Origin of the sequence: Pseudoalteromonas sp. APM04 (assembly GCF_022809815.1) — a bacterium.
GTDB classification, from domain to species: Bacteria; Pseudomonadota; Gammaproteobacteria; order Enterobacterales; family Alteromonadaceae; genus Pseudoalteromonas; species Pseudoalteromonas marina.
The window spans coordinates 392,978-414,444 of the sequence record NZ_CP094442.1 but is presented as its reverse complement, the minus strand read 5'-3'; the positions used below and the strand labels follow the sequence as shown (position 1 = coordinate 414,444).

19 protein-coding genes are annotated in these 21,467 nt (G+C 40.1%); 9 read left to right on the top strand and 10 right to left on the bottom strand.

Features of this window, described 5'->3' with window-relative positions; translation table 11 throughout:
- Positions 1-11 precede the first annotated feature (11 nt).
- Positions 12-1,481, bottom strand: a complete 1,470-nt coding sequence (gtfA, locus tag MTP24_RS17770) for a sucrose phosphorylase (protein ID WP_243533867.1) — start codon at positions 1,479-1,481, stop codon at positions 12-14.
- 176 nt (positions 1,482-1,657) lie between these two features.
- On the opposite strand from gtfA, the gene MTP24_RS17765 reads away from it, so the two are divergent.
- The 3 genes from MTP24_RS17765 to MTP24_RS17755 all read left to right on the top strand — a co-directional run bounded on the left by MTP24_RS17765 (position 1,658) and on the right by MTP24_RS17755 (position 6,526).
- On the top strand, positions 1,658-2,887 hold the full coding sequence (locus MTP24_RS17765) for an MFS transporter (protein WP_006792636.1): 1,230 nt from the start codon (positions 1,658-1,660) through the stop codon (positions 2,885-2,887).
- A 167-nt stretch (positions 2,888-3,054) separates the two neighbouring features.
- On the top strand, positions 3,055-5,451 hold the full coding sequence (locus MTP24_RS17760) for a TonB-dependent receptor (RefSeq protein WP_008127784.1): 2,397 nt from the start codon (positions 3,055-3,057) through the stop codon (positions 5,449-5,451).
- Positions 5,452-5,578: 127 nt separating this feature from the next.
- Positions 5,579-6,526, top strand: a complete 948-nt coding sequence (locus MTP24_RS17755) for a carbohydrate kinase (RefSeq protein ID WP_243533864.1) — start codon at positions 5,579-5,581, stop codon at positions 6,524-6,526.
- Positions 6,527-6,621: 95 nt separating this feature from the next.
- Here MTP24_RS17755 and MTP24_RS17750 read toward each other — a convergent pair whose 3' ends face one another.
- From MTP24_RS17750 to MTP24_RS17735, 4 genes are all read right to left on the bottom strand, one after another.
- Positions 6,622-7,026, bottom strand: a complete 405-nt coding sequence (locus MTP24_RS17750) for a hypothetical protein (RefSeq protein WP_243533862.1) — start codon at positions 7,024-7,026, stop codon at positions 6,622-6,624.
- Positions 7,027-7,196: 170 nt separating this feature from the next.
- Complete coding sequence (locus MTP24_RS17745; protein ID WP_243533860.1) at positions 7,197-7,577, bottom strand: STAS/SEC14 domain-containing protein; 381 nt, start codon at positions 7,575-7,577, stop codon at positions 7,197-7,199.
- 103 nt (positions 7,578-7,680) lie between these two features.
- Positions 7,681-8,373: a cupin domain-containing protein gene (locus MTP24_RS17740; protein ID WP_243533858.1), complete on the bottom strand. Its 693-nt coding sequence runs from the start codon at positions 8,371-8,373 to the stop codon at positions 7,681-7,683.
- Between the two features lie 77 nt (positions 8,374-8,450).
- The gene (locus MTP24_RS17735) at positions 8,451-9,074 is read right to left on the bottom strand and encodes a glutathione S-transferase (protein ID WP_008128566.1); all 624 of its coding nucleotides are present in this window, start codon (positions 9,072-9,074) and stop codon (positions 8,451-8,453) included.
- A 204-nt stretch (positions 9,075-9,278) separates the two neighbouring features.
- Here MTP24_RS17735 and MTP24_RS17730 point away from each other — a divergent pair, with 204 nt between their 5' ends.
- Complete coding sequence (locus MTP24_RS17730; RefSeq protein WP_008128564.1) at positions 9,279-9,806, top strand: TetR/AcrR family transcriptional regulator; 528 nt, start codon at positions 9,279-9,281, stop codon at positions 9,804-9,806.
- A 67-nt stretch (positions 9,807-9,873) separates the two neighbouring features.
- Here the strand turns inward: MTP24_RS17730 and MTP24_RS17725 are convergent, their stop codons facing one another.
- The 5 genes from MTP24_RS17725 to MTP24_RS17705 form a co-directional block, all read right to left on the bottom strand.
- Positions 9,874-11,340 (bottom strand): carbon starvation CstA family protein, encoded by a 1,467-nt coding sequence (locus MTP24_RS17725; protein WP_006792628.1) that lies wholly within the window; start codon positions 11,338-11,340, stop codon positions 9,874-9,876.
- Positions 11,341-11,641: 301 nt separating this feature from the next.
- A complete protein-coding gene (locus MTP24_RS17720; protein ID WP_008128560.1) occupies positions 11,642-12,559 on the bottom strand; it encodes a carbohydrate kinase in 918 nt (305 codons plus the stop codon).
- Positions 12,560-12,561: 2 nt separating this feature from the next.
- Positions 12,562-14,082: a mannitol dehydrogenase family protein gene (locus MTP24_RS17715; RefSeq protein WP_243533856.1), complete on the bottom strand. Its 1,521-nt coding sequence runs from the start codon at positions 14,080-14,082 to the stop codon at positions 12,562-12,564.
- Between the two features lie 40 nt (positions 14,083-14,122).
- Positions 14,123-15,844 (bottom strand): hypothetical protein, encoded by a 1,722-nt coding sequence (locus MTP24_RS17710; protein ID WP_243533854.1) that lies wholly within the window; start codon positions 15,842-15,844, stop codon positions 14,123-14,125.
- A 134-nt stretch (positions 15,845-15,978) separates the two neighbouring features.
- A complete protein-coding gene (locus MTP24_RS17705; protein ID WP_243533852.1) occupies positions 15,979-16,647 on the bottom strand; it encodes an HAD family hydrolase in 669 nt (222 codons plus the stop codon).
- 364 nt (positions 16,648-17,011) lie between these two features.
- Here MTP24_RS17705 and MTP24_RS17700 point away from each other — a divergent pair, with 364 nt between their 5' ends.
- The 5 genes from MTP24_RS17700 (at position 17,012) to MTP24_RS17680 (ending at position 21,402) form a co-directional block, all read left to right on the top strand.
- Complete coding sequence (locus MTP24_RS17700) at positions 17,012-18,544, top strand: catalase (protein WP_243533849.1); 1,533 nt, start codon at positions 17,012-17,014, stop codon at positions 18,542-18,544.
- A gap of 63 nt (positions 18,545-18,607) precedes the next feature.
- Positions 18,608-19,102 (top strand): ankyrin repeat domain-containing protein, encoded by a 495-nt coding sequence (locus MTP24_RS17695; RefSeq protein ID WP_243533847.1) that lies wholly within the window; start codon positions 18,608-18,610, stop codon positions 19,100-19,102.
- Positions 19,103-19,221: 119 nt separating this feature from the next.
- On the top strand, positions 19,222-20,091 hold the full coding sequence (locus MTP24_RS17690; protein ID WP_010556851.1) for an alpha/beta fold hydrolase: 870 nt from the start codon (positions 19,222-19,224) through the stop codon (positions 20,089-20,091).
- A 171-nt stretch (positions 20,092-20,262) separates the two neighbouring features.
- The gene (locus MTP24_RS17685; protein ID WP_058429912.1) at positions 20,263-20,916 is read left to right on the top strand and encodes a TetR/AcrR family transcriptional regulator; all 654 of its coding nucleotides are present in this window, start codon (positions 20,263-20,265) and stop codon (positions 20,914-20,916) included.
- A gap of 3 nt (positions 20,917-20,919) precedes the next feature.
- The gene (locus MTP24_RS17680; RefSeq protein ID WP_243533845.1) at positions 20,920-21,402 is read left to right on the top strand and encodes a putative 4-hydroxy-4-methyl-2-oxoglutarate aldolase; all 483 of its coding nucleotides are present in this window, start codon (positions 20,920-20,922) and stop codon (positions 21,400-21,402) included.
- The last annotated feature ends 65 nt before the right edge of the window (positions 21,403-21,467 follow it).

Sequence of the window (21,467 nt, the reverse complement as noted above, 5' to 3'; positions counted from 1 at the left end):
AACTCTATTCGTTACAATAAAGAATCTAAACTTATCGATGTTTCTTCTTCACCATTTACTTGCGTTATGAGGGCGGTTCTTGCTTCAAAATCAACACTTAATGAAATAGATTGCTCACCAAGTTGCCATGTTAAACAACACATACTGCCTTCACCTTGCGCTGAAAACTCCCCAGAAAACGCTGGGTGTTCATTTCGGATTTTAATCAGTTCAATTAAACCTTTTACAACGGCCTTATCGAGTGATTCGCTTATTTTATCTGCATTTAAATATGGGCGGTTAATATCACGGCCAACATTTGTTTTAGCTAAAAGCTCCATGTCGTTTTCGCATGCAAATAAACCACCGTAGTAAACTTGTGGAACACCTGGTGCAAAAAACTGAATGGCGCGAGACAATAAATAATCAAAATCTTTAGCCCCCAATGCATTGTAATAAGTACAGTTAACTTGGTACAAATCAACATTACTGGCTGCAGCCCCAGTTGCTTGTCGGCTTTCGTTATTACTATTTGCATGCATTGTTTCAACAAGGTTATCAATTTGCTCAGCGTTTAATAAACCTGGTTTGTCGCCCATTGGCCCAGCATCAATAATACCAATGCCATCATGTGTATCGAGTACAGTTAAACAGTTACGTGGTGATATTTTTAGCCACTTTAAAAGTGCATCAACGTCGTTATTAAACAAGCTATGTAAAATAAGCGGCGGCAGTGCAAAGTCATAAACCATGTTAACGCGTTTAGCCACTTCAACCTGAGTTTGATAATGGCTGTGTATTTCAGCAATTGTTTCCATACCTAATTCATTTGCTTGCTTAGATAAGTTATCTAAGTAACCAAACGTTTCATCTAGCATAAAACAGTTAGTACCCGCTTGCTTAATAGCGTAACCCGCTGCATCTAAGCGAATAATATTTACATTGTTAGCAGAGAACTTGGTGAGTACATTATTTAAATACGCAACGCCAGCCTCTACCTTTACATTAATGTCAATTTGATTATCGGTAAATGTAGTCCAAAAATCATACGTTTCACCATCACCACATTTCATTGGTGTAAAACAACTACCAGGGCGAGGACGATAAATTGCTTTTTGCTCTGCGTCGCTCATGCCATTTGGAAATACGTCTTCTTTGGTTAAAAACAAATCCCAAAATTCAGAGGCTTTACCTTTAGCAAGCACATCCTGAAACTGAAAAGATTGCGCCGAAACATGGTTAACAATTAAGTCAGCCATTAAATCATGGTTGTTACCAAGCGCTTTGATGTCCTCCCAAGAACCTATTCTTGAATCTACTTCACTATGGTCTATTGGGTCAAAGCCAGCATCACTGCCGTCAATTGGGTTATAAAATGGCAACAAATGCACACCGCCAAATACGCCTTTTAAAGATCCATTTAAAAGTGTAGTGAGTGCATTAATGTCTTGGCCAGTGATTCGATCAGCATATGTGATCAATTGAACTTTGTTTTGCATCATTGTGTGATTACCATGTTGAATCTTAATCGATTAAGATATATCTTTAACTAGAGAGTAAGAATTTACAAGTAATTTTTAAAAATTTTACATACAAATATCGTTGCATGAATAATACTTCACTAAGTAACTAACTGACTTAGCGCGTATTAGTCTGCATTTAACGAGGATTAAATAAAATGACAAAACCACACACACAAGTAAGCAGCGATCCGTTGCGACAAATACGCTGGCTCACATACATGATGTTTTTTATGTTTGCCATGACCTCTGATGCGGTCGGCATGATCATCCCTGAGCTTATAAAAGACTTTGGCTTGAGTATGACCCAAGCCAGTGCCTTTCATTATGCGCCAATGGCTTTAATTGCTTTTAGTGGACTATTTTTAGGCTTTTTAGCCGACAGCCTTGGACGAAAGCAAACCATTATGCTGGGGTTACTCATTTTTTCTGCAAGTTGTTTTTTATTTGCAGTAAGTTCTAGTTTTAATTTTTTCTTGGTACTTCTTTGCTGTATTGGTTTGGCAATCGGTTTATTTAAAACAGGTGCATTAGCTTTATTGGGTGATATTTCACACAGTAACGAAGAACACACCAAAACAATGAACAAGGTAGAAGGCTTTTTTGGAATAGGTGCTATTGTTGGTCCTGCACTGGTAGGTGTTTTACTCGTTCAAAATGTTAGCTGGACATACCTTTACATTATTGCTGGTGTTATGTGTTTGATCCTTGCGCTTCTGGCGTGGCGCGCAGATTATCCGCCAGTTGTAAAAACAACCGAAAAACCCGCTTCACTTGCCACCACCATGAAAATGATTAAAAACCCTTATGCACTGGGCTTTTCAATGGCTATCGCACTATACGTTGCAACCGAAGTGGCTATTTATGTATGGATGCCAACACTATTACAAGACTACACAGGTTCATGGCCATTACTTGCAACCTACGCATTAACCATATTCTTTATACTTCGCGCGGCGGGTCGTTTTATAGCGGTATGGTTACTAAATCGCTTTAGCTGGCAAGGCGTAATGACCTACCTAAGCCTTGGCATAGCACTATGTTATGTAGGCACATTAATTGGCGGTGTAGATTGGGCCGTTGGATTGCTTCCGCTTTCAGGTTTATTTATGTCAATGGTTTACCCTACTTTAAACTCTAAGGGCATTTCCTGTTTCCCTGTTCAACAACATGGTGCTGTAGCCGGCGTTATATTATTTTTTACCGCATTGTCAGCAGCATTAGCCCCGCTTTTGATGGGCATGATCAGTGATTACTTTGGTCATGTGCGTTACGGTTTTTACTTAGCAACTGGTTTTGCAGTTATTCTATTTTTGGCTATGCTATTTAATTATTTACGTGACCCATCAGCATCAGCTTTAGAGCAAAATAACGTAGTTACTAATTAATTTGATAATTATTTAACAAAAAAATTACCCTATAAATCAATGGGTGAGTAAAAAAAGAGCAAATTAATAATAAAATAATTTGCATCTTGTAAAAATTTTGTTATTTTTACTTAATCGATTAAGTAAAAATAAATAACCATTTAGGTTCAACATAACGAGGCGTTCACATGACAACACACAACACTCCTTTATATTTAATCAGTGCATTAGCACTTGCAGTAAGCCAAGGCATTAATGCTCAAGAAGCAGAAACTACACAGCCAGAAGCATCACAAAACAAAGGACTTGAAACAATCGTTGTAACCGGTGTTCCACGCCGTACAACAATTATGGCTTCAAGCGTATCTGTAAGCAGTGTTTCGCTTGAACAAGTTCAAGTTTCAACACCTCGCTCTACCGCTGAAGCATTTAGAATCATTCCGGGTATCCGTTCAGAATCTACTGGCGGTGAAGGTAATGCAAACATTGCAGTTCGTGGTCTACCGGTTGCATCAGGTGGCGCTAAATTTTTACAGTTACAAGAAGACGGTTTACCTGTACTGCAATACGGTGACATCGCTTTTGGTAATGCTGACATTTTTATGCGCCTTGACAACACGGTACAAACGGTTGAGTCAATTCGTGGTGGTTCAGCGTCTACAGCAGCAAGTAATGCACCGGGCGGTATCATCAACTTTATCTCTAAAAACGGCGAAAACGAATCGGGCAGCGTTGCAACCACTGTTGGCCTAGATTTCGATAGTGTCCGTACTGATTTTGAATACGGTACTTATTTAACCGACAGCGTTCGCTTTCATGTAGGTGGCTTTGTACGCCAAGGTGAAGGCCCACGTGAAACAGGTTACACGTCAAATAAAGGTGGTCAAATAAAAGCTAATTTGACTAAAGATTTCGAAAACGGCTATGTGCGTCTTTACTACAAACACTTAGACGACAAAAGCGTTGGTTACCTTCCAATGCCAATGTACTCAAATGGTGATTCAGTTCCTGGGTTTGATTCTCAGTCAGATACACCTCATTCAGCACTGTTCACTAAAACAGTTCGCTTAAATGGTCAAAACCAAATTAGCAATGGTGACATTCGCGATGGTATGAACCCAAATGTTGATTCTATTGGCTTTGAAGCTGTATTCGACTTAGACAACGATTGGCGTATTGAAAACCGTTTTCGTAAATCGTCAGTTGGCGGAAACTTTAATTCTATTATTCCAGCTGAAGTAGGCGATGCATCGGCAATGGCTGCAAGCATTGGCGGAGCAGGCGCAACACTGAGCAATGCAAACACAGGTGACGCATTCAATGGCGATTTAGCTATGCGCATTCATACGTTTGACGTAACAATGAATGACTTTGACTCTATTGTTAACGACTTTAAACTAACAAAATCGTTTGACGATGACACAAGCCTTACGTTTGGTTACTACGCATCAACGCAAAACATAGCGATGTCGTGGTTGTGGAACTCTTACGTTATGGAGCTTAAAGGTGACAACGCAGCACTGTTAAATGTAACGGCTGCCGACGGCACTGAGTTTTCAGAAAATGGTTTATACGCATACGGCACGCCATTTTGGGGTAACTGTTGTCAGCGCGACTACGACACTGAATACGACACACGTGCACCCTATGTTGCTTTCTCAACTAAACTTGGTGACTTAAGCATTGATGCAAGTGCGCGTTACGACAGCGGTGAAGCACGCGGTAACTACGCAGGAGCAGTAACATCTACTGTTGATATGAACCGTGATGGTGTTATTTCAGTACCCGAGCAGAATGTTGTCGGTATTGATCATGCTAACTCAAGCCCAGTAAATTACGACTGGAGCTACTCGTCTTACTCAATTGGTGCCAACTACCAAATAGACCCTAGCCTTGCAACATTTGCGCGTATCAGTAAAGGCGGACGTGCAAACGCTGATCGTCTTTTATTTGGTAAAGTACGCTCAGATGGCTCAGTAGCTGATGAAGATGCAGTTGATGAAGTAAACCAATTTGAGTTTGGTGTTAAAAAACGTTTTGACTCACTATCGGTATTCGCAACAGCGTTCTACGCAGAAACTGAAGAACAAAACTTTGAAGCAACATCACAAAAGTTCTTCGACCGTGAATACGAAGCCAAAGGTATTGAGATTGAATCAACGTACTTCATGGATGCGTGGGATTTTCGTGGTAACTTGACGTGGACTGATGCTGAAATTGCTAAAGATGCACTATCTCCCGACGTTGTAGGTAACACACCACGCCGTCAAGCGGATTTAATTTACTCACTAATGGCTCGCTACAGCTATGAGAAAGGGGCAGCAGGTCTGAGCTTTATTGGTACAACTGACGCTTACGCTCAAGATAATAACGACCTTAAATTCGATGGTTACACACAGGTAAATGGCTTTGTAAGCTACGACCTATCTGAAAACCTTAGCCTAGCACTGAATGTAAATAACCTATTTGATACAGTAGGTATTACAGAAGCAGAGGAAGGCTCTGTACCAGCAAACGATATTATACGCGCACGTACAATTAATGGCCGTACAACATCACTAACGCTTAAATACGCGTTTAACTAACCGAGTCTGAGTGTGTTGAGCGCTGAAATGCAGTTTTATTTCAGCGCTTTATTCCCTACTCAACTTAAATTTTATTACTCTCCCTTACATTTAACCTAGCCTTGCTAGGTTTTTTAGGATTTATAACATGACCAAATTACTAAGCCTTGGCGAGCTGCTTATTGATATGTTGCCACAAGACTCACACAACACAGCGTATTTACCTATTCCTGGTGGCGCACCTGCAAACGTAGCAGTAGGCTATGCAAAGTTAGGTGGTAGCGCTGCATTTTGTGGTGGTATGGGTGATGATTACTTTGCCAAACAACTTACCGACGCGTTAAAGCAATATAATGTCGGCACCGAGTATTTATTTACTATAAAAAATGCGCAAACAGCGATGGTTATTGTCAGCTTAGATGAAACTGGCGAACGCAGCTTTAATTTTTACCGCCATAACACCGCCGACCTACTCCTTGCTCCTGAACATTTACAGCAAATTCAGTGGGATGAAATAAGTACCCTACACTTTTGCTCAAATACGCTAACAAGTATTGCCATTGCAAACACAACATTGAGCGCTTTAAAACAAGCAAAAATTCATAATAAACTTGTTAGCTTTGACGTAAATTTACGATACAGCCTTTGGCATAATATTCGTGATATTGAGCCTAATGTGCGTGCCTGCTACGCCCATTGCGACATTATAAAACTATCACGTGATGAGTTAAATTTTTTAGCGGAACAAACCCGTCAATCAGGTGATGAATATTTACAATCGCTATTAGAGTTAGGCGTTAGTTTAATTTTCTTAACCGATGGACCCGAGCCTGCCACCGTTTACCATAAAACGTTTAACGTAAGTGAAGCTGCACCGATTATTAATGCAATAGATACAACCAGTGCCGGAGACGCGTTTATTGCAGGTGTGTTATATCATTTAAATCATTACAACGAGACGCTATTACCAAGCGACAAACTCAATAATAAACAAGTAATTAAAGACGCATTAAGTTTCGGCCTTCGCTGTGGCTCAAAAGCCTGTTTATCAAAGGGTGCTTTTCCTGCATTGCCCGTTTTAGACGATGTACTTTGAGCTAACACACCCTGCAACATTTTAAAAATTAATCTAAAAAAGCCCCTGTAGATAAATACCTACAGGGGCTTTTTTAACTATTGTTAATCTGAGTGCTATAAAGCAAGCTCTTCTTTAGCGCGCGTTAAGTTATGCGATACCATATCGTTGTTAGATAGTTGTTTTGCTTCGTATAGGTCAGCAAGGCCGGCCGTTTCGTTTTTAGCTTTTAGGCGCGCTACACCACGATTGCTTAATGCAAATGATGTAAGCTGACGAACTTTAAATTTAGGGGCATCGGCATCTTGTAATAGTGCAATTGCTTTAGTACAAATTTGTTCTGCTTCAGCATAGTTTTTTGACTTAACATTAAGTGCACAGCTATTAAAAGATTGCTCAAGTGGCTGCGGCGCGATTTGCGCTTCAATAACCATTAATTTGTAATCACTTTGATCAGCCATTGCAGCAGCTGAACATGTTAATAGTGAGCCAAGAGCGATAGTTTTGATAAGTGTTTTCATGGTCATAATCCTGTTAAGTTAAGTCGTGCTTGTTGCCGACAACTGAACTTTAGAGGATCCCTATAAAACCGACAAACGATAAAAACAAAACTAATAAGTGAAGAAATCTAACCTATAGACTTTAGTCTAATAACACTAGCCTAAACCCAAAATAATAGGCCCATTTAAAACTAGTGTTCAAGCCAATCAATTGCCGCAGTGGCATTTTCAAAGTAAGCCATTTCACCACAAATAATACGATTTCCAATGTTTGCAGCGGTTGCTTGCCATGTTTTATTACCGTAAATAGCCACTTTACTTAGCGCTTTATTATGCTTTATCCCTAAATTCAAATCGTCTAATATCGATTTAAAACCCACGCCCTTTAACTCAATGCCGTCTATAAATAAATTAATAATCGGGTTGTTTACCTTTAAAAGCGCGGCTTCAATTTTAGGGGTAATTGCATTGTAATCAGTGTGCTTTAAATTACCCACAGCCTTTAACGTTATAAAAATTTCGCGTCCAGCGCCTTCTATATCAAGTGTTAAACTAGGAATTAAATTTGCCATTACATTTGCTCATTCTTATAGTAAGTTTTGAGCATAAAGCACTTTATATTAATCAATGATGAAGCAAATCAACAAAACCGTATTTAAGCTGAGCTTAAGTTAGTTAAGCTTGCTGCACTCGTGCAATTTGGTTATCTACATCGTTTAAATGCCCTTCTTTAACCCATAACTTAGCACCCATCTTGCCTGCTTTTGCTAAAACATTAGAATTTACAGGCGTACGCAACCAGCTAATTTTTTCAAGCAAATCTTGCCCTTCTATTACGGCGCCTTCTATTACTAACAACTCAGCTCCGCACTCAGCATCTAAAACAAACTGCGCATTAGGCGCTAAATGAATTAAGCTAACTTCCTCAAACTCATCTTTGTATAAAGGTGTTACCGCAACCCCTTGTTGTTTTGAGTGTTCAACGCTTCCCATAAAGTGAGTTTGCAACCGAACGTGTGTTCTATCCTGTGGCTGAAACTGCCAAAGCTTAACAAAAATAATACATCCCTCTTTTGAACCCGGCTTATGTTGTGATTGCGGCGGGTTTCTAATGTACGAGCCAGCAGGAAAATCGCCATGTTCATCCTGAAAAACACCTTCTAACACAACAAACTCTTCCCCGCCGGTATGAACATGTGGCGAAAACTCACTACCTGGTGCATAACGAACAATACTCGTTGCACGCGCAACCTCATCGCCTATGCGATCAAGAGGTCGCCTATCAACGCCTGCCATAGGCGATTTTACCCACGGTAATGTATTACTGTTCACCACTATACGCTGACTAAAATCGGCTGCTATTTTCATGCTTGCCCCTTAAATTTTTGTTTTGCCAATGAAACTCAATATACCGAGTTTAATTGGCCTATTGAACCCACTTTTACTTATAAGCCCGCTACGCTTGGTCGAGCTGCAACTGCTTTTTGCCACGCTAGCAAATGAGTTAAATGACTCGGTAGCGCAATGTTGGCAAACCCAGCAAACACTAATCCAGCATAAAGAGTTATATCGGCAATGCTAAAATTATCGCCCGCAACAAACCTTGATTTAGCAAGTATATCGTTAAAATAATTTAAGTTAGTACGCGCCTTTTCACCTTGCTTTTCGCCCCATGCAATATTTTGATATGTTTCAAGCTCTGGGCCTAATCCATCAGTAGCATGATGAAAATACGTTGCAACAGCATCAAGTACCATAGACTCAGCACGTTTTTGCATCATATTTATTACTGCGCGCTCTTTTGCCGAAATGCCCATCAATGATGGTCCTGTAAAAGCAGCATCAATATATTCAGTAATTGCTGTGCATTCTGATATAAATGTTCCGTCATCAAGCTCTAATACTGGCACACCAGCTAATGGGTTTTTAGCTATAAAAGCCTCTGTCCGGTGTTCACCATTAAGCAAGTCAACCGCAATAAATTCAACTTCAGTTGTCGCATTTTTTTCTGCTAGCGCAATACGAATGCGAAGCGGGTTTGGAAAGTTTTCTACATCATAAATTTTCATTGAGTGTGACCTTTTTTAATTTAACTACCTACTGATAGGTATTTATATTCTTTATACCAAACTAAGTCAAACTTTAAAATAACTACATAAGCAGAGTAGTTGCTAACCGCATGAAACTTAATATTTTATTTATAAAAATAATAAGGCTTGAAAATAACTACCTACTGGTCGATAATTTTATGGTCAACAATAGGATGAAGATGTATGAGCAAAAAAGAGGCCCTACTCAAAGCGGCAGAGAATAAAGTACGCCTAGGCGGATACAGCAATTTTAGCTTTAGAGAACTTGCTAACGAAGTAGGTATAAAAAGCGCCAGTGTACATTATCACTTCCCAACTAAAGCCGACTTAGGCGCAGAGCTTGCACATCAATATACTGATGCGTTTTTGCTTTCATTAGGGGAACCCGCTGAGTTAAAAGCGCAAGGAAAAAATCCTATCGACTTTTATACGTCGCTATTTAGGGGCGCATTGGTGACCGATAAAAAAATGTGCTTATGCGGTTTACTTGGCGCCGAGAGTGACAGCTTACCTGAAAAAGTACGTGAAGAAGTAAAGCGCTTTTTCACTCAAAATTTAACCTGGCTAAGCGCAGCGCATTCGGTCAACGGTGAAATAAACCCACAAAAAGCAGCTATTCAAACGGTAAGTATGCTTGAGGGTGCGATGATGATCAGTAAAACACTCGACGATCACAGCTACTTTGATTTAGCAACGCGAGACAGTATTTAACCAGACGATTTGACGAATAAAAAAGCGAGCTTAATTAGCTCGCTTTTTAGTTTTACACGGAAATAATTTAAACTGCTGGGCTCGCTTTATGCTTAGCATGCACGATGGCAAGTATGATCAGGCCAACCACCGCGACCCCTGCACCTATGGGTTTACCTAAATCGCTCGATAAGTTAAAGCCAATTGCAGCTGTTGTGATATACGACAAGGTCACAGCCGTTGCAATAACCGCAGGTATACTTGCAATCCAATGAAAGGTGCCACGGTCAAACAAATACTTAGTAGCAAGCCATAGTACACTGGTAGAAAGCAACATATTTGAAAACGCAAAGTAACGCCAAATTAATGAAAAATCCAACTTGGTCATAAAGTAAGCAATAGTTAGAATAGGTAAAGCCAACAACAGGCGATTACGTATACTTTGCGGAATATTAAAGGCATCAACTACCGTTAAGCGCAGTGAACGAAATGCGGTGTCGCCTGAGGTAATAGGGAAAACAGCAACCGCAATAATTGCCATAATACCGCCAAATACACCTAAGTAACTATTTGCAATATGGTTTACAACTAAGCCTGGACCACCTTGATCAAGCATTGCTTTTAAACCAGCATAACCTTCAGGGAAAGCCGCAATACCAGCCAATGCCCAAACACAACCAACAATGCCTTCACACATCATGGCACCGTAGTACACCGGGCGTACATATTTTTCGTTTGTTAAGCAACGAGCAATAATAGGCGCTTGCGTTGAATGAAAACCACTAATAGCACCACAGGTAATGGTTATGAATAATAGGGGCCAAGTTGGTAACCCGTCGGGGTTTGGTGCTAAAAAGTCATGCGCGTGATCGGCTTCAAAATACGCCAAAAAGTCGCCAGCAACCGGTAAATGTGGCGCGTTAATAAGTAACGACACGGCAACAGCGACTGTCATAACAATCATTAACAAACCAAAAATAGGGTAAAAACGTGTAATGATCTTATCAATTGGTAGCAGCGTCGCTAAAAAGTAATAAGCCAAAATAGCCAATACCCAAAAAGTATTATTGGCTAAAAATGTACCTTCAAATAAATTTAAGTTACTAAGTAAACCCGCTGGGCTCATTATGAATACTACACCAACAAAAAATAACAGCATTGCGGTGAAAATAAGCATAAAGCCTTTAAATACAACATTGTAATAGTGACCAGCTATTTCAGGTAAGCTTTTACCGTCTTCTTTTATACTCATTACACCTGAGAAAAAGTCGTGAACAGCGCCACCTAATACATTTCCTAACACAATCCATACGAGCGCAACCGGACCATATAAAGCGCCCAGTATAGGGCCAAAAATTGGACCCACACCCGCAATATTTAAAAATTGAATTAAAAAAGCACGAACAGGGTGAATAGCCACGTAATCAACACCTTCACTAAAGCGTTTTTGTGGTGTATCAACCGTTGAATCCATGCCTGCTTGTTTTTCTACAAATGGGCTATAAAACTTATATCCCAGAATTAATATGGTGAGGCAAATAAAAAAGATAATCATAAAGCACGTTTCTCTTTTGTATGGGTATTTAGAAGCGCAGTGTGTATCGCTTCGCATAAATGTGACTTAATAACTTTGGAACAATATCAAAGCTATTTATTACAAACAATTAGACGTTTAGCTAATACCTTAGTCGCAATCGTTCATGATTTGTTCACTTTATGAAGTAATTTGATAACTCGTTTAGAAACCTGACGAATACCGCTGTCTAAACGTTCAAAATGTATGTTTACCACACTATTTTTAGGCAAAAAAAAGCGGCTAAGCATATTGCTTAAGCCGCTTTCAACACACAATTTTTTTAAAGAGGACGCATAAATTCGTTAATTTTTTCATGAGTCAATGTAGGTGTAGCACCTGCACTTTCTGCAACCATAGCCCCTATCGCACAGGCAAAATCAACCGCATACTGAGCACAATCGCTGCTACATAACTGATATATCAATGAACCTAAGAATGAATCCCCAGCGCCCACTGTGTCTACAACACTAATTAAATAGCCTGAATTATAATAATTTTGGCCCTTAACAGTTAACAGTGCGCCGTGACTGCCTTTGGTTACACATAAATATTCAGTGTTAGTTTGCTCTGCAATAAATGCTAGGTTTTGCTCAAGCGAATGGAACTTACACCCCATTGCTTTGGCAATTTCGTAAAGCTCTTCATCGTTTAACTTGATAAAATCTGCTTTATTCATTAAATCTACTAGCGTGTCTAATGTGTAATGCGGGGCGCGTAAATTTACGTCAAACACTTTAAAGTTAGCTACATCAACTAGCTGGTTTAGCGTAGCAAGTGAAGCTTCACTGCGGCCAATTAGGCTGCCAAATACAAATACATCACTGGCTTTTACTTTTTCAATAAGTGAATCAGTAAGAGTAATGTTGTCCCATGCCGTATCAGCGACTATTTCGTAGCTGGCTGAACCACTTTTGTCTAAAGTAACTTGTACGGTGCTGGTTTTTTTGTCGTTATTAACGGCAATATAATCGCAACTAACGCCTTTTGCTTTAATTTCGCCAAGAAGCTCAGTACCTAATTCATCGTTACCTACTGCGCTTATCATGTCGGCTTTAATACCTAATGAGTTAATGCGCACACACATGTTTAATGGTGCACCACCTAAGCGTTTACCTGTTGCAAAACAATCCCATAGCACTTCGCCAAAACAACTTACGCTTACGTCTTTACCTTGTTTAGAATCAATTAAAATGCTCATTATTAGTTACCTTTAGGCTCAAGCACGTTTTTCATAATTGCTTTTATTTTGCTTGCTGGTGCGTATAACGCGTCTACATTGTTTTTGTAGTGAGACGTAAAGGCGCTTTGCGTGTTTAAATCGCCAAATAAGCTTGTTAGCGATAAAAATGCAAGGTTATCAGTCGTCGTTTTAGCAGCAGCTTCATGAAGCTCGCTTTGCATTGCATCAATGACTTCAAGCGTATTGCCTTGCTCATCTTCCCCTTTGTCGCTATAAAAACACCATGCAGCAATAACGAGTGTAGCTAGTGATACATCTCGCCCTTGCGCTAGGTTTTCGTTAATAGTGGCAATTAAAAACTTAGGTAGTTTAGCTGCACTCTCCGAACAAATACGCGATAAGCTGTCTTTAATATTAGGGTTTGCAAAACGCTCAATAAGTGTGTCTTTGTAGATTTCAAGATCAATGCCTTCTAATTGCTCTAGGTTAGGCGTTACTTCTTTATCCATAAACGCACGTAAGTACTTTGCAAATAAGGGATCTGATACTGTTTCGTCAATTGTGCCATAGCCATGTACAGATCCCAGTAAACCCAGTACTGAGTGGCCTGCATTTAATAAGCGAATTTTCATGGTTTCAAAAGGGGTTACATCTTTTACAAATTGAGCACCAGCGTTATCCCAATTTGGCCGCCCGTCACAAAATGAATCTTCAATTACCCATTGTGTAAACGATTCACACGTTATTGGCCATTCATCGCTAACACCGTAAGCATCAACAACGTATTCAATATCACTTTGTTTAGATACTGGCGTAATTCGGTCTACCATAGCATTGGGAAACATTACATTAGCAGCAATCCATTCACTTAATGCTGCATCTTGCTCTGCGGCAAAAGCGAGTAACATTTTGCGCGTTACATTGCCATTATGTTGAATGTTATCGCAAGACTGTACTGTAAACGCATTAAGGCCTTGTTCTTTACGTAGCTTCAACGCAGCTGCTATATATCCAAATGCAGTAATAGGATCGTTTGGATTATTAATGTCATTAATTATGTCTGGGTTTGCATAATCAAACTCACCCGTTACTGGGTTAAAGTTGTATCCGCCTTCAGTAATAGTTAAAGACACAATTTTAGTATCAGGGTGTGCGAGCTTATTAATAACAGCTTGTTTGTTTTCAGGCGCAAACAAAAAATCAATCATAGAACCTATAACGGTATTGTCTATTGTCCCATTTGGGTGTCTTACCGTTAATGTGTAAAGGTAGTCTTGCTGCTTTAATACATCGCGAAGTCCACGATTTGCTTCAAGCAAGCCTACACCACAAATACCCCATTGCTCAGAACCTGGCGTTTTTAATAACTCATTAATATACATGGCTTGGTGAGCACGGTGAAAACCGCCAACGCCAATGTGAACTATACCTGCTTTTACTTTACTGCGGTCGTAGCTAGGGGTGTCTACATGGCTTGGCATATATGCCAAGCTTTGTTGGTTTAGCCCTTTAACAAGGGCATTAGTGTGATGTTGTGTCATGGTGCGGCCTTACTAAAACAAAAATTAAAAAACGTGTAAATTACAATGCAGCATTGAGCGCTTTATGGCGTTTTAAGGACCAATAAGCGGTAACAAAATAGATAACCGTACAGACGAAACACGCTATCTCAAACTGCAATTTGTTTGCGCTATATATGCTCATTGTGTCGCTAAAAAACATGACTTGGCTTGCAAATATACAAATAATGACAAGTGAAATAGTCGAAACCGCATTAAGCACTTTAGTAAACATAGAACCATCAACTACAGGTTTTGGAATGTCTTTCGCCTGCGCTGCTTGATACGCTTTAATATCACGTTGCTCTTGTTCCTCGGCAGCTATATGTTGTTTGTAGTCTTCACCAGCGCCATACTTTTTCGCTAACAGCGTGTAAACAACAATGGTAAAAAACCAGGTAGGTATAAATAAGTAATAAAACGACATAACATCTAGCGCATTTAAACCAAAGCCAAACACTAACGCTAACGCCCAAGACGCAATGGCCGGCACACTTCGAGTTATGTTTTTGTATTTAGCCCAGTAGCGCGTTAAGCCAATTTTAGGAAATAATACATGCTCGGCAAATACAATCGCCCCAACAGGCACAACCAATAAGCCAGCATAAGTAAGTAAAGGTAGCATTTGAGAAAATACGAACGGGAAACATGCAATAACTACGGTCACAATCCCTACAATAGCGGTTGTCCGCTCACGAGAGTGGTTTACAAAAATAGATTGCGCCGCAAGCCCCGCACGATATAGGTTTGCGTTAGCAGTAGTCCAACCGGCAATAATTACAATAACAAACCCAGTCCAACCTAATGCGTGGTAAGCCACATCGCCTGGATCGAGTGATGAAATAGTTGTTTTAAGTAATACCGCAACACCTGCACCCATAATACCGGCAGAGATCCACGCTAAGTAATGACCAAAAAACATGCCTACGCCCGAGAACAAACCATAGCTTTTGCGCTTGGCGAATCTAAAAATCGCCATATCAATTAAACCAAAGTGAGTAATAGAGTTAGCAGCCCACGCAAAACCAATTACCTCAAGAAGGCCAATCCCCTGCTCACCTTCTGCGTTCGTACCGGTCCATATGGATGAGTCGCCAATGGTCATAAAGTCACTAAAGCTGGTTAACGTGGTTGACCCAATTACATGATTTGAAAGTTCAGGGAAAAGTGCAAACGAGCCCGCAATAAAAATAACAAATAGCCAGGGTGCACAAATTTTAGAAAAGTCAGCTACAGTAGAAAAGCCATACATAGCCACAAATACAACAATAGAGCCAACGGCTAAAACAATACCCACAAACGCTAAACTATTTGGGTACCAATCTAACTGTGCAGGAATATCAAATAAAAATCGAACCGCAGTGGACGATACCGTAATCATCGCCGCCGATATAACACTAAAAATAATGACGTTAGCCCAGTTATAGAGCTTAGTCATTGAGTTACCAGCAATTTTGTTCAAATAATTATATAAGCTTAAACGCGTCTCTACTGCAATTGGCGCTGTAATTAGCCACCAAGAACACATTGCTAATAAATTACCAATTAATAGACCTAGTAAAATGTCGATGGTTGATGCACCCAGTGCAACAAATGTTGCACCAATAACAAACTCAGTGGCTGCAACATGCTCACCCGCGTATAATCCGGCAAAATGCTTCCAACCATGAAGCTTATTATTAGCAACGGGAAGTTGCTCTTCGTTTACATCTTTAAATGTGTGTGTGTGTGGACTCGTTGCCATGGTACTTCCTATTGTTTTAACACGATAATAATCACAAAAACGTGCATTTAGTTGTGTGTGCGGCTAAGCACACAACCTCGAAAATTCTTAAACAACGTCATTCATGTCAGTGTGGGACTAAATCAACGCTGTTTTTATATTTTTAGGGTTGGATACATTTCATAAAACGCTTTCCAATCTGTTAAATGAGCAACCTCGGGGTATGCCTTGTGAACAAAATTAACAGCTCCTTGCATATGCCCTCCACCGCTGTAATGAAGTACTTGCATATTTGCGGCAAGCGCCGCACTCACGCCCGCTATAGAGTCTTCTATTACCAAGCAATGGGCTGGACTAACCCCCATTTTTTTAGCGGCGTGTAAAAATAAATCCGGCGCAGGTTTGCCATTTTTTACTTCACTTGAAGTAAACACCTCATCAAAATAATGACTCAATTTAACGACGCTTAATGCTTTTTCTGTTCGTGCAGGGCTACTACTAGTTGCTATACAGCTAGGTGTAGTTAAATTAGCCAATACCTCTTTAATGCCATTTGTGGGCATTAGGGCTGTTTCAAACTCATGTAAAAGTGCATTTCTATAATCAGCTTCAAATCGCTCTGGCAATTCAACATTAAAAGCATCAGCTATCTTTTGAGTAACCGCTTTAAAATTGCACCCTAAAAAATGTTCTTGTACATAAGCACGGTCAATAAACACCGCTTTATCAACAAGCATATCGATGAGCACTTGCGCACTTAAAACTTCGCTGTCAATTACAACGCCATCACAGTCAAAAATAACCAGTTCAATTTTAGGGTTCATTTTTTTACCTTATTGCATTTAGTTTTATGCAAACACAAACCTGAGCATAAGCCCAGAGATTGAGCATATTCTCTTTATTATTATAATATGTCAACACGTTGTGAACTTAAAAACCCGCCACATAGTTCAAATAATCAACACCTCAATAAAAAAGCTGTTGATTTTCATTAGTTTTGATTTTAGCTGTTACGACTAAAATCGCATGCCGTATTCACAACAAGTGTATTTACTGCAGATGCCAATCTACTTTTTTGATTGTTGTAATCTAAACAATCAATTTTACCGAAATAAATTTAACCCATACACTCGTTAACAGTTAAACAGCCAGCAACACTGCCGGCACTTTTAAATAATGAGGTCGACAATGAAAACTCAAATAAACACAACAAAAACTAAATTAACTTTAAGCGCATTAGCCCTTGCAGTGGCATTACCTGCAAGTGCGGTTACCACTCTTACAAAAGACAACGGCGCAGCTGTTGGCGATAATCAAAACTCAATGACCGCCGGTGAGCGCGGCAGTGTATTGCTTGAAGACGTACACCTAATTCAAAAGCTGCAACGTTTTGCACGCGAGCGTATCCCTGAACGTGTAGTGCATGCGCGAGGAACTGGCGCACACGGCGTGTTTGTAGCCTCAAAAGAACTAGACGATTTAACAATTGCGGCGCCATTTGCAGAAGCAGGTAAAGAAACAGACGTATTTGTTCGTTTTTCATCAGTAATTCACTCAAAAGGTAGCCCTGAAACGCTGCGTGATCCTCGTGGTTTTGCTACAAAATTTTACACAGACCAAGGTAACTGGGATTTAGTAGGTAACAACTTACCTGTGTTCTTTATCCGTGACGCGATTAAATTCCCAGATATGGTTCACTCATTAAAGCCATCTCCGGTAGATAACATTCAAGATCCTAACCGTTTATTTGAGTTTTTCTCGTACGAGCCGGGCTCTACTCACATGTTAACGTGGGTATACAGCGACTACGGTACACCAGCAAGCTTACGTAAAATGGATGGTTGGGGCGTGCATGCATATAAAATGATTAATAAATCAGGCGATGTTAAATACGTTAAGTTTCATTGGGTAAGCCAACAAGGTATCGACAACCTAGATTCAAAAGAAGTAGCCGAAGTACAAGGAAAAGATTTTCAACACTTAACACGCGACCTGTACACCGAAATTGGTAAAGGCAACTTCCCTAAGTGGGACCTATACATTAAAACACTTGACCCATCGCAGTTAGATGACTTTGATTACAACCCATTAGATGCAACAAAAATGTGGTTAGACGTTAAAGAAACAAAAGTGGGTACAATGACCTTAAACCGTATGCCAACTAACTTCTTTCAATCTACAGAACAAGTTGCAATGGCACCGGCAAATGTAATCCCGGGTATTGAGCCATCTGAAGACAGACTATTACAAGGGCGTGTGTTTTCATACTCAGATACACAAATGTACCGCTTAGGTGCTAACCACCAACAATTGCCAATTAACCGCGCAAAAGTTGATGTGGTTAACTACAACCAAGATGGCGCAATGAATTACGGCAATACAACAAGTAATGTGAACTACCAACCAAGTCACGAAAACGTAGCAGAAAACCCAATTGCACGTAGAAGCGACACTGAACTTAAAGGTTTTGTACAACAAGCCGCGATTAAAAAGCAGCAAAACTTCGCACAAGCTGGCGTACTTTACCGTGGCTTTAGTAAGCAAGAACGCACTAACTTAGTTAACAACTTAGCCGGCGATTTAGGCAAAGTGAAAGACAGCAAAGTAAAGCACAAAATGCTTAGCCACTTCTACAAAGCAGATAGCGAATACGGTACACGCTTAACTAACGCTGTAAACGGCGACATGAAACAAGTTAAGCAACTAGCCGCTAAACTTTAATATTTTACCCAACCTAGAGGAAGGACCGACTCTCCCTTCCTCTTTTTTTAAAAGGTAAACCGTATGCGTAAATTACTTATAATATTTACTTTAGTGATGAGCTTTTCAAGCTTTGGTAATGAACAACAAAGCACTGTAAATGAGCCAACAACCGCCCAAACACAGTACGAAAGCCTACTTGCTTATTACTTTGCAGCCGCACGCACCGACGACACCGCCGTAATAACGCAGTTTGTTGATGCTGGCATTCCTATTAATAGTTACAACAACAAAGGTTACACCGCGCTAATGATTGCCACTTATCACGGTAATAAAAGCACAGTTAACACGCTTTTACAGTTAGGCGCTAATGCCTGCCTTGAAGATAAGCGTGGTAATACGGCCCTAATGGCCGCTATATTTAGAGGCGAATTTAGTATAGCTAAAACACTTGTCAGCCTTGATTGCGATAACGCCCATCAAAACAAAGCTGGCCAAACAGCAGAGCAATTTGCACAAACTTTTGGTCAACAAAAAGTACTCGACTTACTAGCGCAGGTGAATAGTGACGCAAAATAGCTTGTTTTTGATTTTTTGCCATTAGGACATGAACACGGGAAAAATAGTATTATTGCCTCTACTGGTCTAACCAGCTATTCTTTTCACCTGTGTACTTTATATGGAAAATAATAACTCTAATGGCCACACCACACTTTGATCACATCACTATTACCTGCAATAACAGGCAAACATTAAGCGCGCATGTATTTAAACCAGAAGACACCATAAAAGGCGCAGTAATGATTGCACCTGCAACGGGGATTAAGCAGCAGTTTTATGCAAACTTTGCTACTTACTTGCAGCAAAATGGATTTGCCGTTATTACGTTTGACAACAGCGGGATAGGCCAATCACTTAAAGGCAGCATTAAAAATAGTAAAGCGAATTTGCAATCGTGGGGCGAGCAGGATATGCCCGCAGTGCTAGAACAACTTCAAAAAACATTTCCGAATACCCACTACCATTTGATAGGTCACAGTGCCGGCGGGCAGCTAGTAGGTTTAATGCACAATGCCACTCAACTCAGCTCACTGTTCAACTTTGCGTGTTCGTCGGGCAAGTTAACCAATATGCGCTTAGCGTATCAGGTAAAAGCACACTTTTTTATGAATGGGGTTATTCCGGTGAGTAATGCACTATTTGGCCATACTAAATCACAATGGTTTGGTATGGGCGAGCCTTTACCTAAAGGCGTAGCTCAACAGTGGCAAAAATGGTGTAACGCACAAGGGTATGTTAAATCAGCATTTGGCAATACAGTATTTCAACATTTTTATAATGAACTAGCCATGCCTTCGCTTTGGATTAATGCCAGCGATGATGATATAGCAAATAACGATAATGTTGCTGATATGCTTTCTGTTTTTCCAAAACTTAACGCACAAACGCTACATTTAACGCCCAGTGAATATAACCTGAAAGATATTGGCCATATGAAGTTTTTTAGTAAAAGGTCTGCCGCTTTATGGCCTTTAGCACTAGACTGGCTAAACAAACATAGTATTTAACACCATGGTGTGTTTAGCTCCCTATACGCTAAACACACACCTGCTAACTCCATCTAACCTCTGCATACCTAAGCATATTTACGTGCTGTTAAATTTAAAGCCACTTTAGTAATTGACCTTTCGGTCAGTAAAGCTACAATCAATCAACACGTTAAACACGCACAATCAATAATGACCACACAAATAAAACCAAATAAAAAAGAAGTCACTCGGGAAAAAAACCAACTGCTCATATTAAATGCCGCCGAGCAATTATTTTCTCTTAATGGGTATGACGGCGCAAGCATGAGCATGGTTGCAAAAGAGGCTAGCGTTCCAAAAGCTAACATACTGTATTACTTTAAAAGCAAAGATGGCCTTTACGAAGCGGTAATAGACAGAATAATAGCAAATTGGAACTTAGGCCTTGATAACGTCACCGCTGAAGACGACCCCGCAGCAGTGCTTTATAACTACATAAAAAGTAAAGTAATACTTGCCGTAAACCAACCTCTTCAATCTCGTTTATTTGCCAATGAAATTTTGCGTGGCGCCCCCTATTTACAAAACTACTTTAGAACAAATACACGGCCTTGGGTTAAACAAAAAATTGATGTGTTTCAATCCTGGATGGACGCAAAAAAAATAGACCAAGTGGATCCCCATCACCTTTTATTTACTATTTGGTCAACAACACAATACTACGCAGACTTTCAAGCAGAAGTACTGCTAGTTATGAACAAATTAGAATATGATGAAACCGACGTGGCACAAATAACACAATCAATTGCCCACATAATTTTAAAAGGTATTGGCTTAAAAATACCCGCCCCAAACGAGGCCTAACACATGGAAAACTTTACAACCCCTGACCTATTCGACGATCACCGCAACTCGGTTCAAGTAGCAGATAGTGGCTTGCGCCACTTTGGTAAAAAAACCACCTTTAGTGGCCAAGCAGTAACGGTAACCTGCCCAGAAGACAACTCGCTTGCCGCCGATGTTCTCCATCAAGATGGTAAAGGGAAAGTGTTAGTAATTGATGGGTTTGCTAGCAAACGTTTTGCTTTTATTGGCGACATTATGGCCGAACGCGCGCTACAACATGGCTGGGAAGGTGTTGTAATAAATGGTTGTTGCCGCGATATAGAAATACTTGCCACTATGAATTTACCCGTAATGGCAATTGGTTCAACCCCTCGTAGCACACTTAAGCGCGGTTTTGGCGATCAAGACCAAGTTATTAATATGCTAAATACCGCAATAGCACCAAACGATTGGTTGTATGGCGACGTAAATGGCCTAATAATTAGTAAAGCCCCCCTTATTTAATAAATTCGTGTAAATAATAACAACCAGTTTGGTGCAGCAATGCACCAAGTTGGTTTGTTTTGCGG

Bases quoted from the DNA above. Each gene is read 5' to 3' on its own strand.
- MTP24_RS17710 (WP_243533854.1), bottom strand. From the start codon at position 15,844: ATGGCAACGAGTCCACACACACACACATTTAAAGATGTAAACGAAGAG.
- MTP24_RS17745 (WP_243533860.1), bottom strand. From the start codon at position 7,577: ATGGCAAATTTAATTCCTAGTTTAACACTTGATATAGAAGGCGCTGGA.
- MTP24_RS17735 (WP_008128566.1), bottom strand. From the start codon at position 9,074: ATGAAAATTTATGATGTAGAAAACTTTCCAAACCCGCTTCGCATTCGT.
- MTP24_RS17730 (WP_008128564.1), top strand. From the start codon at position 9,279: ATGAGCAAAAAAGAGGCCCTACTCAAAGCGGCAGAGAATAAAGTACGC.
- MTP24_RS17700 (WP_243533849.1), top strand. From the start codon at position 17,012: ATGAAAACTCAAATAAACACAACAAAAACTAAATTAACTTTAAGCGCA.
- gtfA (WP_243533867.1), bottom strand. From the start codon at position 1,481: ATGATGCAAAACAAAGTTCAATTGATCACATATGCTGATCGAATCACT.
- MTP24_RS17720 (WP_008128560.1), bottom strand. From the start codon at position 12,559: ATGAGCATTTTAATTGATTCTAAACAAGGTAAAGACGTAAGCGTAAGT.
- MTP24_RS17705 (WP_243533852.1), bottom strand. From the start codon at position 16,647: ATGAACCCTAAAATTGAACTGGTTATTTTTGACTGTGATGGCGTTGTA.
- MTP24_RS17725 (WP_006792628.1), bottom strand. From the start codon at position 11,340: ATGATTATCTTTTTTATTTGCCTCACCATATTAATTCTGGGATATAAG.
- MTP24_RS17690 (WP_010556851.1), top strand. From the start codon at position 19,222: ATGGCCACACCACACTTTGATCACATCACTATTACCTGCAATAACAGG.
- MTP24_RS17750 (WP_243533862.1), bottom strand. From the start codon at position 7,026: ATGAAAACACTTATCAAAACTATCGCTCTTGGCTCACTATTAACATGT.
- MTP24_RS17760 (WP_008127784.1), top strand. From the start codon at position 3,055: ATGACAACACACAACACTCCTTTATATTTAATCAGTGCATTAGCACTT.
- MTP24_RS17695 (WP_243533847.1), top strand. From the start codon at position 18,608: ATGCGTAAATTACTTATAATATTTACTTTAGTGATGAGCTTTTCAAGC.
- MTP24_RS17680 (WP_243533845.1), top strand. From the start codon at position 20,920: ATGGAAAACTTTACAACCCCTGACCTATTCGACGATCACCGCAACTCG.
- MTP24_RS17765 (WP_006792636.1), top strand. From the start codon at position 1,658: ATGACAAAACCACACACACAAGTAAGCAGCGATCCGTTGCGACAAATA.
- MTP24_RS17685 (WP_058429912.1), top strand. From the start codon at position 20,263: ATGACCACACAAATAAAACCAAATAAAAAAGAAGTCACTCGGGAAAAA.
- MTP24_RS17740 (WP_243533858.1), bottom strand. From the start codon at position 8,373: ATGAAAATAGCAGCCGATTTTAGTCAGCGTATAGTGGTGAACAGTAAT.
- MTP24_RS17755 (WP_243533864.1), top strand. From the start codon at position 5,579: ATGACCAAATTACTAAGCCTTGGCGAGCTGCTTATTGATATGTTGCCA.
- MTP24_RS17715 (WP_243533856.1), bottom strand. From the start codon at position 14,082: ATGACACAACATCACACTAATGCCCTTGTTAAAGGGCTAAACCAACAA.